Annotated in this window: 13 protein-coding genes; 4 read left to right on the top strand and 9 right to left on the bottom strand. The window is 72.4% G+C overall.

The features are described 5' to 3' along the window. Positions 1 to 102: 102 nt before the first annotated feature. Positions 103 to 993, top strand: coding sequence for a TIGR02266 family protein (locus tag VFZ09_RS18255; RefSeq protein WP_329728871.1), 891 nt, complete (start codon positions 103 to 105; stop codon positions 991 to 993). Positions 994 to 997: 4 nt separating this feature from the next. Here VFZ09_RS18255 and VFZ09_RS18250 read toward each other — a convergent pair whose 3' ends face one another. The 4 genes from VFZ09_RS18250 to VFZ09_RS18235 all read right to left on the bottom strand — a co-directional run bounded on the left by VFZ09_RS18250 (position 998) and on the right by VFZ09_RS18235 (position 7937). Continuing rightward, complete coding sequence (locus VFZ09_RS18250) at positions 998 to 4783, bottom strand: AAA family ATPase (protein WP_329728870.1); 3786 nt, start codon at positions 4781 to 4783, stop codon at positions 998 to 1000. Next, complete coding sequence (locus VFZ09_RS18245; protein WP_329728869.1) at positions 4780 to 6024, bottom strand: exonuclease SbcCD subunit D C-terminal domain-containing protein; 1245 nt, start codon at positions 6022 to 6024, stop codon at positions 4780 to 4782. Before VFZ09_RS18245 ends, VFZ09_RS18250 begins: the two co-directional genes overlap by 4 nt. Positions 6025 to 6338: 314 nt before the next feature. After that, complete coding sequence (locus VFZ09_RS18240; protein ID WP_329728868.1) at positions 6339 to 7130, bottom strand: PhzF family phenazine biosynthesis protein; 792 nt, start codon at positions 7128 to 7130, stop codon at positions 6339 to 6341. A gap of 15 nt (positions 7131 to 7145) precedes the next feature. Continuing rightward, positions 7146 to 7937, bottom strand: coding sequence for an SDR family oxidoreductase (locus VFZ09_RS18235; protein WP_329728867.1), 792 nt, complete (start codon positions 7935 to 7937; stop codon positions 7146 to 7148). 287 nt (positions 7938 to 8224) lie between these two features. Between VFZ09_RS18235 and VFZ09_RS18230 the strand changes: the two genes are divergently transcribed. Next, positions 8225 to 8938, top strand: a complete 714-nt coding sequence (locus VFZ09_RS18230) for a YqiA/YcfP family alpha/beta fold hydrolase (RefSeq protein WP_329728866.1) — start codon at positions 8225 to 8227, stop codon at positions 8936 to 8938. On the opposite strand, the gene VFZ09_RS18225 is transcribed toward VFZ09_RS18230, so the two are convergent. From VFZ09_RS18225 to VFZ09_RS51650, 5 genes are all read right to left on the bottom strand, one after another. Beyond that, positions 8932 to 10776: a hypothetical protein gene (locus VFZ09_RS18225; protein WP_329728865.1), complete on the bottom strand. Its 1845-nt coding sequence runs from the start codon at positions 10774 to 10776 to the stop codon at positions 8932 to 8934. The genes VFZ09_RS18230 and VFZ09_RS18225 overlap by 7 nt on opposite strands. Further along, positions 10777 to 11823 (bottom strand): prepilin-type N-terminal cleavage/methylation domain-containing protein, encoded by a 1047-nt coding sequence (locus VFZ09_RS18220; protein WP_329728864.1) that lies wholly within the window; start codon positions 11821 to 11823, stop codon positions 10777 to 10779. After that, positions 11817 to 12221, bottom strand: coding sequence for a hypothetical protein (locus VFZ09_RS18215; RefSeq protein ID WP_329728863.1), 405 nt, complete (start codon positions 12219 to 12221; stop codon positions 11817 to 11819). Before VFZ09_RS18215 ends, VFZ09_RS18220 begins: the two co-directional genes overlap by 7 nt. Then, positions 12218 to 12751, bottom strand: a complete 534-nt coding sequence (locus VFZ09_RS18210; RefSeq protein WP_329728862.1) for a prepilin-type N-terminal cleavage/methylation domain-containing protein — start codon at positions 12749 to 12751, stop codon at positions 12218 to 12220. Before VFZ09_RS18210 ends, VFZ09_RS18215 begins: the two co-directional genes overlap by 4 nt. A gap of 81 nt (positions 12752 to 12832) precedes the next feature. Beyond that, complete coding sequence (locus tag VFZ09_RS51650) at positions 12833 to 13024, bottom strand: hypothetical protein (RefSeq protein WP_414640716.1); 192 nt, start codon at positions 13022 to 13024, stop codon at positions 12833 to 12835. On the opposite strand from VFZ09_RS51650, the gene VFZ09_RS18205 reads away from it, so the two are divergent. Together VFZ09_RS18205 and VFZ09_RS18200 are read left to right on the top strand one after the other, a co-directional pair. After that, on the top strand, positions 12966 to 13535 hold the full coding sequence (locus VFZ09_RS18205; RefSeq protein WP_414640715.1) for a metallophosphoesterase: 570 nt from the start codon (positions 12966 to 12968) through the stop codon (positions 13533 to 13535). The genes VFZ09_RS51650 and VFZ09_RS18205 overlap by 59 nt on opposite strands. Before the next feature lie 75 nt (positions 13536 to 13610). Next, entirely contained in the window at positions 13611 to 14633 is a 1023-nt protein-coding gene (locus VFZ09_RS18200; RefSeq protein ID WP_329728861.1) for an alpha/beta hydrolase family protein, read from the top strand. Positions 14634 to 14654: the final 21 nt, after the last annotated feature.

Genomic DNA, 14654 nt, shown 5'->3' with positions numbered 1-14654 from the left:
CAGGCAGCCCACACAATTGCGCCCGCCCTCTCTCTGGGCGTTCAGTGGTGGACACACGATGATTGACCCACCCGAGGGCGGGCTCGGCTATTGTCCGTCGACGTGCCTGTGTTCGGTCTCGCGGCGTTGTGGAATGGCTCGGCCCGTGCGGAACGGGTGAGAGAGCTGGTGGAGGGGCTGGGGGCGTTGCTGCCCCCGCCGAAACCGCCAGGCATCGTCGTGGCCTTGCGGGAAGCGGAAGCCACCCTGGAGCTGAAGTTGGAGGCGCCCAGCTACCCGCGCACCGCCCTGGAGGAGCTGAGCCAGCAGGTGCACCAGAGTGGTGGCACCCTGGTGGAGCTGTGGCGCCTGCCCAAGGCGGCCCGCGACGCGTTCCGCAACGACTCGCTCACCGGCCCGGACACCCACGAGCTGGAGGACTACGAGGCCGCGGCCATCGTCCTGCACGGCCACCTGCAGCAGCTCGCCGTGCGCGAGCCCGTGCCCGAGGGGCCGCCCCCGGGGCCCGCCTCCGTCCCCATCGACTTCTTCGCCAGCGGGGGCAACGCCGCGGCCACGCCCGCGCCGGCCGAGGCTCCGGAAGCCACCCCGCCCGAGGCCGCGGCCGCCCAGTCCGCTCCGGTGCCCGAGACGGCCCAGGAGACCCCCCGCGCCTACGAGACGTTCGACACGCAGCGCCAGGGGCGCCGCTTCGCGGTGAAGCTGGAGATGGTGTTCCGCACGGAGCTGGACTTCGTGCGGGAGCACGCGACGAACATCTCCAACGGTGGCCTCTTCGTGCGCACGGCGCACCGGCCTCCCGTGGACAGCGTGGTGACGGTGCAGGTGAAGCTGCCCAACGGCGAGCGCCTGCAGGGAGACGCCCTGGTGGTGCACGTGGTGGACGACCCGTACAAGGGCGGCGTGGGGCTCGCCTTCCTCAACGACGACCCCACCTTCGCCGAGACGCTGGACCGGTACCTGGCGAGCCTCGCCAGCACCCCGGCGAGCTGACGCCCTACCCCACCGACGCCGTGGGCCGGGGCTCGGGAGCCGGCGGGGCCAGGAGTCCCGGCTCGCCCACCACGACGAGCCGGCTGCGTCCGGCGCCCTGCTTCACCACGCGCACCTGCGCGCCGATGCGCTCGGCGAGCCCGGACACGTGGGAGATGATGCCCACCTGCCGGCCGGTGGCCTGGAGCGCGTCGAGCGTGGCCAGGGCCATCTCCAGCGTCTCCGGGTCCAGGGTGCCGAAGCCCTCGTCGATGAAGAGCGTCTCCACCTGCGTCGTCTCCGAGGAGAGCGAGGCGAGCCCCAGGGCGAGCGCCAGGGAGACGAGGAAGCTCTCCCCGCCCGAGAGGCTGGACACGCCCCGCACCTCGTCGCCCATGTCCCCGTCCACCACCTGCAAATCGAGGTCGTACCCGGGCACGCGCATGAGGCGGTAGCGCGGGGCGAGCTCCTCGAGGTGCGCGTTGGCGTAGTACAGGAGCGAGTCCAGGGTGAGGCTCTGGGCGAACACCTTGAACTTGCGGCCATCGTGCGAGCCGATGAGCTCGCTGAGGGTGCGCCACACACCGCTGGCGCGCTGCTTCTCCTCGAGGAGCCGGGCCTGCTCGCCCTGGCGGCGGCGGGCCTCGTCATCCTGGTCGAGCCGGGCCTTCAACGTGGCGGCGGCCTGACGCCGGGCCTCGGTGTCCGCGCGGGCCCGCTCACAGGCGGCCGGAGCGTCCGCCTCGGGGATGGAGGGGAGACCGGAGGCCTCGTGCCGGGTGCGCTGCGACTGGCGCTCCGACAGCACGGCCAGCGCATGCGCATGGGCCTGACGCAGCGCCGACAGCGCACGCTCCTCGGCCTCGCACCAGGCGGCATCCCGCGCGAGCAGCAGACGCACGGCCTCCAACGTGAGGCTCCGCGCCGACAGCAGCGCGGAGAGCGCCGCCTCGGCCTCGGCCCTGGCCGTGCCCGAGGAGGCATGGGTCCGCACCGCGTCCTCGACACGCGCGGCCGCGGCGGCGGCCTCCCGCTTCACCTTCTCGGCCCGGGTACGCACGGACTCGGAGGCCTGGGACGCCTCCTTCAACTCCCGGTGGAGTCCCTCCCGCACCTCGGCGGTGGGACGTCCGCCGAGCAACGCCCCGCGCGCGGCCTGCTTCTCCCGCAGCGCCTCCTGGGCCCCGGAGAGCGCCTGGGCGCAGCTCTCGGTGAGGGCGTGCTGCACTCCGGCCGCCGTCTCCGCGGGGGTCCGCTTGTCCCTGGCCTGGGCGACGCGCGCCTCCGCCTCCTTCGAGGCCTGCTCGCGGGTGTTCCACTCCGCCACCCGCTTCGCGCAATGCGCACGGAAGTCGGCCGGCTTCGCGGACAGCGACTCCTGCCAGCGCGGCAGCTCCTGGAAGGGCACCGCCAGCACCTCCAGCACCTCCTGGCGGACGCGCGCGGCCTGCTCCACATCGCGCCCGGCGGCGGCCTCGGCGTCCGTGTTCTGGCGCAGCGCCTCCTCCGCCTCACGCACGGCCTTCTCCACCCCCTCCTGGCGCTCGAGCGCGGCGGTGAGCACCGTGCGGGCCTCCTTCGCCACACGCTCCAGCTTCTCCGCCGCTTCCTCCGCGGCATTCAGCTCGGCCTGCAGCGCCTTCACCGTCGACAGCTCCGTCTCCAGCCAGGCTTCGAGTCCCTCGGCCTCCACGTCCTCGGGAGGCAACGCACCCGAGAGCTTCGCGCGGGCCTCGCTCCAGGCGGCGCGCTGTTGCACCCGCCGCTGCGCCGCGGCCGCCCCACGAGCCTCCGCCTGCGCCGCGCGAGGGCCCGCCGCCGCCGCCCGGGCACTGGCCTCGGCCTCCGCCCGGGTCACCTCCGCGGCCTCCCCTTCCAGCTGCTCCACCCGCGCCCGCGCCTTCGTGGCGAGCCCCTCCAGCGCGCTCCCCGTCTGCCGGTAGGGATGCTCGGTGGCACCACAGAGGGGACAGGGCTGGCCTGCCCGCAGCTCCGCCCGGTGCTCCGCGAGATCCAACGTCGCCCGCGCCTCCACCAGGGCCCGGCGAGCCTCCTTCAGCGAGGCCTCCCGCTCGATGCGGCGCACCTTCGCGGCCTCGGCCTCGGCCGTCGCGGACGCCTGCTCCGCCCGGGCCTCGCGGGCCTCCCCGGCCGACTCCTGCTCCGCCCGGGCCGCCTCGCTCGCGCCCTTGCGCGCGTCCGTCAAGGCCCGCAGCCCCTCCTGCCGGGACTGCAACTCCACACGGCGGGCCCGCCGCTCCGCACCGGCCTCCTTGCCCTGGGCGGCCTCGGCGCTGGCCACCCGGGCCTTCGCCTCCTCCAGGGCCGCTTCCGCCTCGCGCTTCTCCTGTCCACGGCGCTCGGCTTCCGCCCGCAGCGCTCCGGCCCGCGACTTCACCTGCTCGAGGGCGGTGCGCGCCTTCGCCTCGTCCTGGGCCGCGCGGCCGTAGCGGAGCAGCTCCGCCTCCCACCGGGGCCACTCGCGCGCCATCGCCTCCAGGCGCTTGTTCTCGACGAGCCAGGCCTCCGCCGCCTTCTGCTCCGCGCGCGCGGCCTCCTCCTCGCGGGCCACCCGCGCCAGCGCTTCCTGGGCCACGCGCTCGGACTCGCGGGCGGCATCCAGCTTGCGCGCGGCCTCCTGCTCATCGCTCCGCGCCCGCGCCAGCTCCGAGTCCAGCTTCAGCGCCTCTTCCAGCGCCGGGCGCGCGGCCACCTCCGCCGCCTCCGCCGCGCTCCGCCGCGCCTCCGCCTTCGCCCACGCCTCCTCGCACACCCGCGCCGAGGCCTGTGCCGCTTCCGCCTCCGAGCGCCGCGCCGTCAGCGCCGCTTCCGCCTCCGCGAGCCCCCGGGACGCCTCGTCCACCCGGCTCAGCGGGGCCCGCAGCACCTCCGCCGCGCGCACCCGCTCCAGCTCCGCCTTCCGGGGCTCCGCGGCCTCCAACGCCTGGGCCGCGCGCTGGCGCGACTGCTCCGCCTCGGCCTCCTGCGCCACCCGCCGCGCCCGCTCCGTGTACCAGTGCAGGGCCTGCTCGGCCCTCGCCTGCACCTCCCGCGCCTCGCCCAGCGCCGCTTCCTCCCGCGTGCGCTGTGCCTCCACCGCCGCCCGGTCCTCGTCGGACAGCCGGGCGATGGCCGCCACGCCCTGCTCCAGCTTGGACAGCTCCTCCTGCACCTCCTTGTGGCGCTGGTGCGCGGCCATGGACACCCGGCTGTACACCTCCGTGCCCGTCATCCGCTCCAGCAGCTCCGCGCGCTCGTTGGCGTCCGCGCGCAGGAAGGCGGCGAACTCGCCCTGCGCCAGCAGCGCCGAGCGCCGGAACTGGTCGAAGGACAGGCCCAGCCGCTCTTCAATCGCCTTGAGCACCTCGGACCTGGTGCGCCCGAACTGCTGCTGGCTGGCCACGTCGGTGAGGCTCATCTCCTGCGGCCGGAAGCGGCCCTCGGCGAGCTTGCGCGCCCGCCACACGGACCAGCGCGCGCGGTAGCGCCGGCCGTCCTTGCCCAGGAAGTCCACCTCGGCGAAGCCCTCGCCCGCTCCGCGCCGCAGCATGCCGCGCACGTCGTTGGCCATCAGCCGCGCGTCCGCGTCCTCGTCGGCGCGCCCCACGGGCACACCGCCGCGCTCGCCCAGGCGAGGGGTGCGGTCGAAGAGGGCCAGGCACATGGCGTCCAGCAGCGTGCTCTTGCCCGCGCCCGTGGCACCGGTGATGGCGAACAGCCCCATCTTGTCGAGCGGCGGTTGATCCAACTCCAGCGCGAAGTCACCCGCGAGGCTCGTCAGGTTGCAGCCACGAATGGCGAGAATCCTCATGACGCGTCCTCCTGCACCTGGGTGAGCAGCGAGTGGAAGGCCTCGAGCAGCGCGGGCTCCAGGGGCTCCGTGTAGTCGCGCGCGTAGCGGGCGCGGAAGACGTCCTCGGGCGTGCGCTCCTTGAGGGAGACGCCCGGCCGCGCGTCCGCGAGCGTGTGGCCACTGCCGGTATAGGCGGGGGTGAGCTTCACCAACCGCGCGGCCTTGCCCTCGAGCGCGGCCTCCACCCGGCGGCGCAGCGCGAGCTCGGGGCGGGGCAGCGCGACGCACACCTCCAGGTAGGGGCGCCGCCAGTCGGGCGTGTCCGCGTCCAGCTCGGGCAGGGCCTCCAACATCCGCACCACGTCATCCAACGTGGCCGCGTCGCGCTTGGGGACGCGCTCGATCTCCACCCGGCGCGGCACGTGCAACGGGCGCACGGTGGACAGTTGCGCGCCGTCCAACTCCACCAGCAGCACCTGGTGCGCGTAGCTGGCCTCGGAGAGCGACAGGGGAATGGGCGAGCCGCTGTAGCGCACGCCCTCGCGTCCGCCCACGCGCTGCGCCTTGTGCAGGTGCCCGAGCGCCGCGTACGCCACGTCCTCGGGGAAGAGGTCCACCGGGAGCGCGTGCTGGTTGCCCCCGAGAATCTTGCGCTCGCTGAGCGCGGACAGCTCGGTGCCCACCATGTAGCAGTGACCCATGGCCACGAGCGCCTGGCCCGGCTTGCGCTTCACCCGCGCGCCCTCCAGCACCTCGGCGTACACGGAGCGCACGCCCGCGATGAGCTTGTCTCCCGCTTCCTCGGAGACGAGCGGGAGATCCGCGGGGCGCAGGTACGGCACGGCCGCCACCCACGCGCCCACCTTGCCCTGCGCGTTCTTCAGCGGCACCAGCAGGCGCTCGAGGTCCATCGCGCCCCGGGCCTTGGGCAGCCCGCCCACCACGCGCACATCGAGCGCGGCGAAGAGCGGGTCCGGTGCATCCAACCGGGCCGCCGAGTCATGGTTGCCACCGATGACGACGACGTCGAGCTTGGGGCAGCGGATGCGGGCCTGGGCGACGAAGCGGTACCAGGCGGCCTGGGCCTCGGCGCTGGGGTTGGCGGTGTCGAAGATGTCACCGGCCACCAGGAGCGCATCCACCTCGTGGGCCTCGAGCGTGTCGAGCAGCCACTCGAGGAAGGCCGCGTGCTCGGCCTCGCGCGAGGTGTCGTACAGCGTGTGCCCCAGGTGCCAGTCCGACGTGTGCAGCAGGCGCATCCGTGCGATCCCCTCCTGATATCCGCCGCGAGGGGTGGGGTGGGTCCCCGCCCTGCTCGCACGTTCAGGCGGCGCGCAGTGTGCCCGCTGGGGGGCGCGGCGCCAATCCCGGGCGTACACCTACATGGCGGATCCGTCGGCGGCCGGGGCTGACACCGGCATCCGGTAAAAAGTACGGACCGGAACCAGCTCAAGGCATGTCACCCGTCACCGGTGACCCGTGGATGGGCCACCCTCCATTTCACTTCTACGCGCGTAGAAGTGGATGGGCCGCCCTCCGTTTCACTTCTACGTGCGTAGAAGTGGATGGAGTCTCACAGCGAGATGTGGCCCTCGAGGTACAGCACGGCCTGGCCGGAGATGCCCACGCGCTCGCCGCGGTCCTCGCACTGGAGCACGCCGCCCCGGTGGGAAATCTGGTGCGCCAGCAGCTGCCGCTTGCCCAGCTTCTGCGCCCAGTAGGGCACCAGCGTGCAGTGCGCCGAGCCCGTCACCGGATCCTCCGGCACCCCCACCCGCGGCGCGAAGAAGCGCGAGACGAAGTCCGCCTCCGAGCCCCTCGCCGTCGCCGTCACCGCGAAGTACTCCAGCTGCGCCAGCTTCGCCATGTCCGGCGCCAACGCCCTCACCTGCTCCTCGGTGTCGAAGACGGCGAGCAGGTCCCTCGACAGCAGCGTCTCCCGCGGCTCGGCGCCCAGGGCCTCCACCAGCCCCTCCGGCAACGCACACGGCTCCGGCGGCCGCGAGGGGAAGTCCATCTCCATCCACTCCCCCTCCTGCTGCGTCACCACCAGCGGCCCCGAGCGCGAGTTGAACTGCGCCCGCTCCAGTCCCGGCGCCAGCCGCGTGAAGAGGATGTAGGCCGCCGCCAGCGTGGCGTGTCCGCACAGGTCCACCTCCTGCAACGGAGTGAACCAGCGGATCTGCCAGCCGCGGACCTCGTCGCGCAGCACGAAGGCCGTCTCGGAGAGGTTGTTCTCCGCGGCGATCGCCTGGAGCACCTCGTCCGGCAGCCACGCGTCGAGCGGGCACACCGCGGCGGGGTTGCCGCCGAAGACCTGGGAGGAGAAGGCATCGACCTGGTAGAGGCGCAGGCGGGTGGGCATGGATGACCTCTTCCTTTACTTGCTGGACTGGGTGAGAGCGCTGGCGAACTGCATGGCGTAGTTCACCTCCAGGCCCCCATCCACCACCAGCGTCTGGCCGTTCACGTAGGAGGAACCCTCGGAGCACAGCCATTCAATCGTCTTGGCGATCTCATCCGCGCTGGCCACGTAGCCCACGGGCACGCTGTCCTTCACCTTGGTCTCCAACACCTCCCAGGCCTCGCCCATGTAGAAGCGGCTGGAGTCGGTGTCGATGTAGCCCGGGTTGATGGCGTTGACGCGCACGCCGGAGGACGCCAGCTCGGCGGCCAGGTACTTCACCAGAATCTCCATGGCGCCCTTCATCGCCCCGAGGAAGCCATGGAAGGGCAGCGGCATGCGCGAGTCCATGCCGGACACCGCCACGATGCGGCCCTTGCGGCCCTCCATCAGCGGCACCGCGCGCTGGGCGGCCAGCAGGAAGCTCTTCACCGTCACGTTGAAGGTCTTGTCCATCTGGTGCAGCTTCATCTGCATCAGCGGCGTGAAGGCGGTGGAGGCGGCGTTGGCCACGAAGACGTCCAGCCCGCCGAACTCCTGCTGCACCAAATCGAAGGCGGCGTGGAGGCTGGCCGGCTCGAGCTGATCCGCGATGACGGTGCGGCAGCGGCGGCCGAGCGCCTCCACTTCCCGGGTGAGCTCGGCGGCGGCTTCGGCATCGCGCCGGTAGGTGGAGACGATGTCGTAGCCCGCCTTCGCGAGCCGCACGGAGAGGGCGCGGCCCACGCCTCGCGAGCCACCGGTGATGAGCGCCACGGGTGCAGTCATATGCCCCACGGCATACCACCATCCGGCCGGGGTGCGCGCCTCCCCACCCTCGGCGAGGTGTCCTGCTTCCGAACACCCTACCCACTCCACGTGTCCCATTCCGGGACAGGGCCGCGCAGGGCGGATTTCCAGAGGGAATCCCAGAGGTTGGCCTCCGGCGTGCATGAGCGCTTTACAAAGCCCCGGCGCCACCCTGTGCCAGGTGCTGTCCCTGACGCGAGCTGGAGGGCCCCGGGTTTCCCACCAACCCGGGGCCCTCATCCTTCCGGGCGGTAGAGTGCGCCGCCATGAGCACCCCCCCTGCCCCCACCTCCCCCGCCGGCCCGCGCTGGCTCTACCTGCACGGCTTCGCCTCGGGGCCCCAGTCCGCCAAGGGCGTGGCGCTCGCCGAGCACTACGCGCGCCAGGGCATCCACCTGGAGCGGTTGAACCTGCGGCAGCCCTCGCTCGAGCACCTGAGCCTGAGCGCGATGATGCGCACGGTGCGCGACGCCATTGGCGGCGAGAGAGACAGGGCCATCGTCTTCGGCTCCAGCCTGGGCGGGCTGACGGCCTGCCGCGTGGCGGAGGAGGACGCGCGGGTGTGCGCGCTGGTGCTGCTGGCCCCCGCCCTGCGCTCCCCGGAGCAGATGCGGCGCAACGTGGGCGAGGAAGGCCTGCGCCGCTGGCGGGAGACGGGCTGGCTGGAGACGCAGGACTACGCGGAGAAGCGGCAGACGCGCGTGCACTTCGGACTCATCCACGACCTCGACACCGTCGACAACCGCTCGGGCGGCTGGCCGGACGTGCGCGTGCCCACGCTCCTCATCCACGGACGCCAGGACACGACGACGCTCCTCCGCTACTCGCGCGAGTGGGCGCACGGCAAGCGCCATGTCCGGCTCGTCGAGGTGGACGATGGCCACGAGCTGGTGCAGTCACTCGGCCGCATCGCCGCCGAGGCGGATGACTTCCTGCGCCCCTTCCTCGTCCCGGCGGAAGGGGCGGCGGGGCCTCAGTAGGAGGACTCGCTCCACTCGAGCACGGCGGCGGGCCGGCCCGAGGGGATGGGCGGTGGCGCCGTCACCTCGATGGTGGCGTTGCCCTTCAGGGTGACGGCGTTGGGACCGGGGACGAGCCCGGAGCAGGCTCCCGCGTTCTCCACCACGAGTTGCCCCGTCAGGTGGTTGTTGGAGCCCATGTAGAACTGCTCGTGGACGAGCAGGGCCGCGCTCTCGCCACACGTGTCGACGAAGGTATTTCCCTGCCAGACCTTCATGTCGCGGCCGGCGAGCAGGGCGACCCCCGTGGGGAGGGCGGGACGCAGGCTCAGCTCGGCTTGAATGTCCATGTTCCCCTGGGCCAGGACGGAGGCAGTCCAGCCGGACACATGGGCCGCACAGGCTGGCGAGTTGCCCGTGAACTCCACGTTGCCCTCCACCATCCAGACCCCACGCGGGAGCAATGCGCCTGTCGACTGGAAGCTCCCGTTGAAGGACGCATCCTTGCTCCACTTGCCGGGCGACGGCTCCGGGTAGAGACCACTGCTCGGGTCGCAGCCACTCACGATGGAAGCGAAGGCCGGGCTGCTCGTCTTCCAGATCAACGGACCCGAGGTGCCACACGGCGTCCAAGCATCGGGGTCGGGCTTCGTCAGCAGAATCGGGTCATCGGCCTTGCGGACCTCCTTGGTCTTGGCGCCCGAGCAGGTCGAGGCATCGTAGACACTCTTCCAGCATTTGCCGCAGGGCTCCGTGGTGGTCGACTCCTCCCCGGGATGGAAGATGCGGGGGCACGACTGGGGCTTCGCGCAGCCGGGCTTCGAGTAGTTCCACATGAACACCTGCGCCCCGCCCAGCTCACGCAGGTAGTAGAAGGGCGTGCATTTGCCGCCGGAGCAGCCCGGAGGCGCATTGAGGCTGCTCCACACCCTCACGGGCGGAGGCTGGGGCACGGGAGCGCCGGGGATGCACTGGCTCGACGAGCCTCCCCCCGTGGCGGAGCAGACGTCCCCCCCCGACTGCGCCACACAGGTGGTGTTGGCATCGCACTTCTGTTTCGCCGGCGGGCCCCCCGTGCATCCCGTACCGCAGATGCAGCCGGTGCCAGAAATGTCTCCCGAGGAGAAGATGTCGCCATGGGCGCCGCACACGTGCGAGGCACCGTCCATGTCGATGGTGCCTCCGGCGATGATGCCCGCCGCGGGCTGCGGCCCGACGCGCACGCGCAGCACCTTGCGCGCCTGGGCGGTGGCCGGGTCCGTGCCCGGGTAGAGGCCCACCACGGTGATGATGATCGTCTGATCCCTGTCCCGCACCGGGTTGCTCTTGCCCGGCGCCAGGCCATCCCCTTCCGTGCAGCCGAGCCCGGGGTTGTTGGAGGTGGCGGCCTCGGGGGCGGGTGAATCCCCGTCGTCGTCGTTGTCGTCGAAGCGCACCAGGTACGCGCCATCCTCATGGGGGACGAGGCGGAAGCGCTTGCCCGTGCCCGGCAGTTCCACCTCCTGGGCGCCGGGATCATCGAAGAGGGGCAGGTGGTCATCCTCCTGCCCGGCCCCGAGCGCGGGGAGCAGGATGCACTCGGTGTTCAGCTTCGGGTCCAACGCCCGGTCCAGGTCCACGTCCCTGGCGAGCAGGGCGGCCAGGTACGCGCGGGAGCGCTCCACGCCGAGCTCGGCGAGCGCCAGCGCGCGCGCGTCGTGACGCACGAGGCTCGCGCTGCGCCGCTCGTCCTCCCCGAGCTGCATCGTCGTGGCGACCACCAGGGTCATCGCGGCCAGGACGAGGAGGAGGGCCAGCAGCGTGAAGCCGGCGCGCTCCCCTCGCGGGACTGCTCTCGCGCTACACACGGGCGGACGCATTCATTGCCTCAGGGTGATGGAGAGGGAAGCGGAGTGGCGCAGCACCTCGCCATCCGGCAGCGGGCGCTCGAGGTCGAGCTCGATGTCCACCCGGCGGATGCTGCGCAGGTCGGTCTCGTCCGTCACGGGAACGGGGAGCAGGGTTCCACTGGCGCTCCAGTAGGTGAAGCGCAGGCCGTTGGCGGCCACACTCGAGCTCAGCGCCTCCCAGCCCGTGGCGTTGGTGGCGAAGACGTCCGGACAGCTCAGCTCGAAGGGGCCACCCGGCGAGGAGAAGAGGCTGCCCCAGCACTGGTTGCGCCGCACCTGGCCGGCGTCGAGCGTGTAGTAGACGCGGTCCGGCGTGGAGACGAAGCCCCGGTTGGCGCCGGAGAGGAAGTCCGGTGGGGGGGCCTGATCGAGGACGATCGTCTTGCGGCCCCCGGGGACCTCGGCATGGAGCGACGATTGAATCTGCCGCTCCATCCAGCCCCCCTTCGCGTTGGCCACGATGATGACCTCGTTGCCCTGGTAGCGGTTGAGGCCCCAGGGGCAGGTGGGCGACGCGTCCTCGCTCGCGCAGTCGTCGAGGCCCGCGTCCGGGGCGAAGAGCAGGCTCTCCTCGCTGGAGGAGCAGTGGGACGGGGCGGAGGAGATGTCGCAGCCGCCGTTGAGCTCGTTGAGCAGGGCAATCCCATTCGCGGGGAGCCCCGTGGTCTGGTCATCCGCGAGCTGCGAGTACCCATTGAAGTTCGAACCCCGCCGGGGCAGGTCCGCGAGGAAGCCGAGCCGGTTCTCCTCGGCGACCAGGAAGGTGGGCGGGAAGAGCTCGGCGGAGCCATCGACGCGCGCATGGCGGGGGCATCCCAGCCCGGCCTGCCGCAGCTCCGCGCCCAGCTGCCCCAGCACGAGCGCGGCGCTCCGCTTCATCTCCGCGAGCTCCACCTGCCGGCGGTGCAGGACGGTGGTGCGGGCGAAGGCGGCGAACGCCACGGCCAGCACGACGAGCGCCACCGCACCGCCCACCAGCAGTTCGATGAGCGTGAAGCCCCGGCGCCCCTTCACCATCGTAGCGCCTCCAGGGACAGCGAGCTGCCGCGGTAGTCCATCCGGACCACGGCCCTCTTGTAGAACAGGGGGCCGGTGACGGTGGTGTCCACGAGCGAGTCCGTCACCTCCGTCACGGTGACGGTGCACGTCCACCCGGTGGGCAGCGGCACCAGCAGCGCCTGGCAGGGCTTGGGGCCTCCGGCCACCCAGGCCGAGGCCGAGGAAGGCTGCGCGCGCATCCACTCGAGCTGCTCGGTGACCCGCTGCGCCGCGTCCTGATCCGCCACGGCCCGGCCCACGTCCTCGCCGCCCCGCGACAAGGCGCCGAACACCCCCACGAGGGCGAGCATCATCACCACCCCACCCACCAGCGCCTCGGCGAGCACGTACCCGCGCCTGTGCTTCGCTCCACTCATGGGCACACCTCCGACGAGGGCTCGTCCCTCACGCACACCGGGCCGTTGACCGCCAGCAGGACGGACAGCTCCTCGCCCCCGGACGTCACCCGCAGCTTCGCGGGCGTCTTCGTCATGTCCTCCGTGTGCAGCCGGCCGTTGGGCCGCCACACCGCCTCCACTCCGGGCTCCACCCGCACCGTCGTCAGCGAGGGCATGGGAATCCACTCGACGGGCTGCAGTTGCGCCAGGGGGGTGGGGTTCTCGCAGTCGGCGGTCGGACGGCGCGACAGGCGCAGCCGGTTGCCCGGAGCCCCGGCGATCACCGGGGTGTCGTCCTGGTAGACGTCCAGGTGGAAGCACCGCCCCGAGTCCCGGGCGAAGAGCCGGGCCCGCGCCGCCCCCGCGGCGACCAGCTCCGCGGCCTGCCGGCGGCGATAGCGCCCGTTGAGGGGCCCGAGCGATACGATCGCCAGGCCCGTGAACAGGCCCAGCAACGCCACCGTCACGAGCACCTCGGTCAATGTGAATCCGCGTGGCTTCCGTGGCATGAGGGGTGCAGGCATCGTAACGCTCCCGGGCCCGTCCAAAATATCAGAACGTGGGAGAAGACCCCACAGAACGTACATCGCTCACGCGAAAAACGGGGTTTGGGGACCCGGAACGGGGCCCCGGAGGGCCGGCTTCACCCTCAGCGACTGCACGACGGCCCTGCAGAAGACGTGGCTGGCCCAGGACCTGGCCGCCACGAGCCGCCCCTGGAAGGTGGTCTTCTTGCACCACCCGCCCTGGTCCAGCGGCGAGCACCCGTCGAGCACGGCCATGCGCCGCGACTTCTCCCCCCTCTTCGAGCAGTACGGGGTGGACCTGGTCCTCACCGGCCATGACCACAACTACGAGCGCACCAAACCGATGAAGGGCGACGCGGTGGCGCCCGCGGGCACGCGTGGCATCCCCTACCTGGTGGTGGGCAGCGGCGACGCGACCCTGCGCCCCTTCCCCGGCGCCCAGCCGGACTGGACGGCCTTCCGCGACAACACCCACGTGGGCTACCTGGATGTGGTGGTGGACGGCGGCACGCTGACCACGAAGTTCATCACCTCGAGCGGCACCGTGCGCGACAGCCTCACGCTGACGAAGACGCTGCCCGCCGCGGTGGCCGCGCCCTCCGGTGTCTCGGCGATGTCCGCGGACGCCCCCCAGGGCCCCACGTACGACCCCAAGCAACTGCCCGAGTTCCTGCGCGACCAGAAGCCGGTGCCCCCGGCCGACACGCTGGAGTCCGTGGCGGACGCGCCCGAGCCGGTGCCCGCCACCGCCCTCGAGCAGCGGTAACCCGGTACTTCCGGTTGGAATGCCGCCCGGACGCGGCGAGGATGCCGGGCGGCATTCCCCGGGAGTCCCAAGAGAATGAATCGCATGCACTGGTTGGACGCGCTCGCCGCGAGATTCACCGTGGCGCGCCAGCCCCGCTTCTTCGAGGACGGCTGGGGCTCCAACGCGCTGTTGGAGAAGCTCACCCGGGGCCCCCAGGGCTTCGCCTTCCCCGAGCTGTCCGAGGTGACGGTGCGCCCGGCCCGGCGCGAGGGGCACCTGCTCGTGCAGGAGGGCCGCTTCCCCAGCCCCGCCGCCGTGGGCTCGCTGCCCGAGGCCTGCCGGGAGGCGCGCTTCCAGCTGCTGCTGCCCCATGACGCGGGCCCCCGTCCGCCGGTGTGCGTCTTCCTGGCCGCTTCCGGGGACGAGGGCTTCGGCCTGCGCCGCTTCATCGCGAAGGAGCTGGCCCGCGAGGGCGTGGGCGCGCTGCTGCTGGAGAATCCCTACTACGGTTCGCGCCGCCCGCCCGGACAGAAGGGCCCGGCGGTGCGCACGGTGGTGGACCTGCTGCTCATGTTCCGCGCCACGGCGGTGGAGGCGACGGCGGTGCTCGGATGGCTGCTGGCCACGGGCCACCCCAAGGTGGGCATCTCCGGCTACAGCATGGGGGGCAGCATCGCCGCCTATGCCGCCGCCATGTTCCCCCTGCCCGCGGCCGTCATTCCCCTGGCGGCGGCGCACTCGTCGGCGCCCGTCTTCACCGAGGGCGTGCTGTCCGCCGTCCCCGACTGGGAGGCGCTGGGCCGCACCACCGGTGGCCCCGAGGCGGCGCGCCAGCGGCTGGCCGAGCTGCTCTCGGCGGCGGCCACCACCGCGCTGCCGCCCCTGGCCCACCCGCGCCGCGCCATCCTCCTGGCCGCGCGCCGGGATGGCTTCGTCCCCTCCGCCTCCACCCTGCGCCTGCTGCAGCACTGGCGCGGGGCGGAGCTGCGCTACCTGACGGGGGGACACATCAGCGCCTTCTTCACCGGGAGGAGCGCCATCATCCAGGCCATCCTCGACGCCTTCTCCCGCATCGAGCCCCTCCAGCTTCCCCCCGAGGAGCAGCCGCCCGCGTGAGCACCCACGGGTGGGCTGGCC

Source organism: Archangium sp., from assembly GCF_036277355.1.
GTDB lineage: Bacteria > Myxococcota > Myxococcia > Myxococcales > Myxococcaceae > Archangium.
Note: the sequence above shows the minus strand (reverse complement) of the source record. Positions and strands in the feature narration are given on the sequence as shown.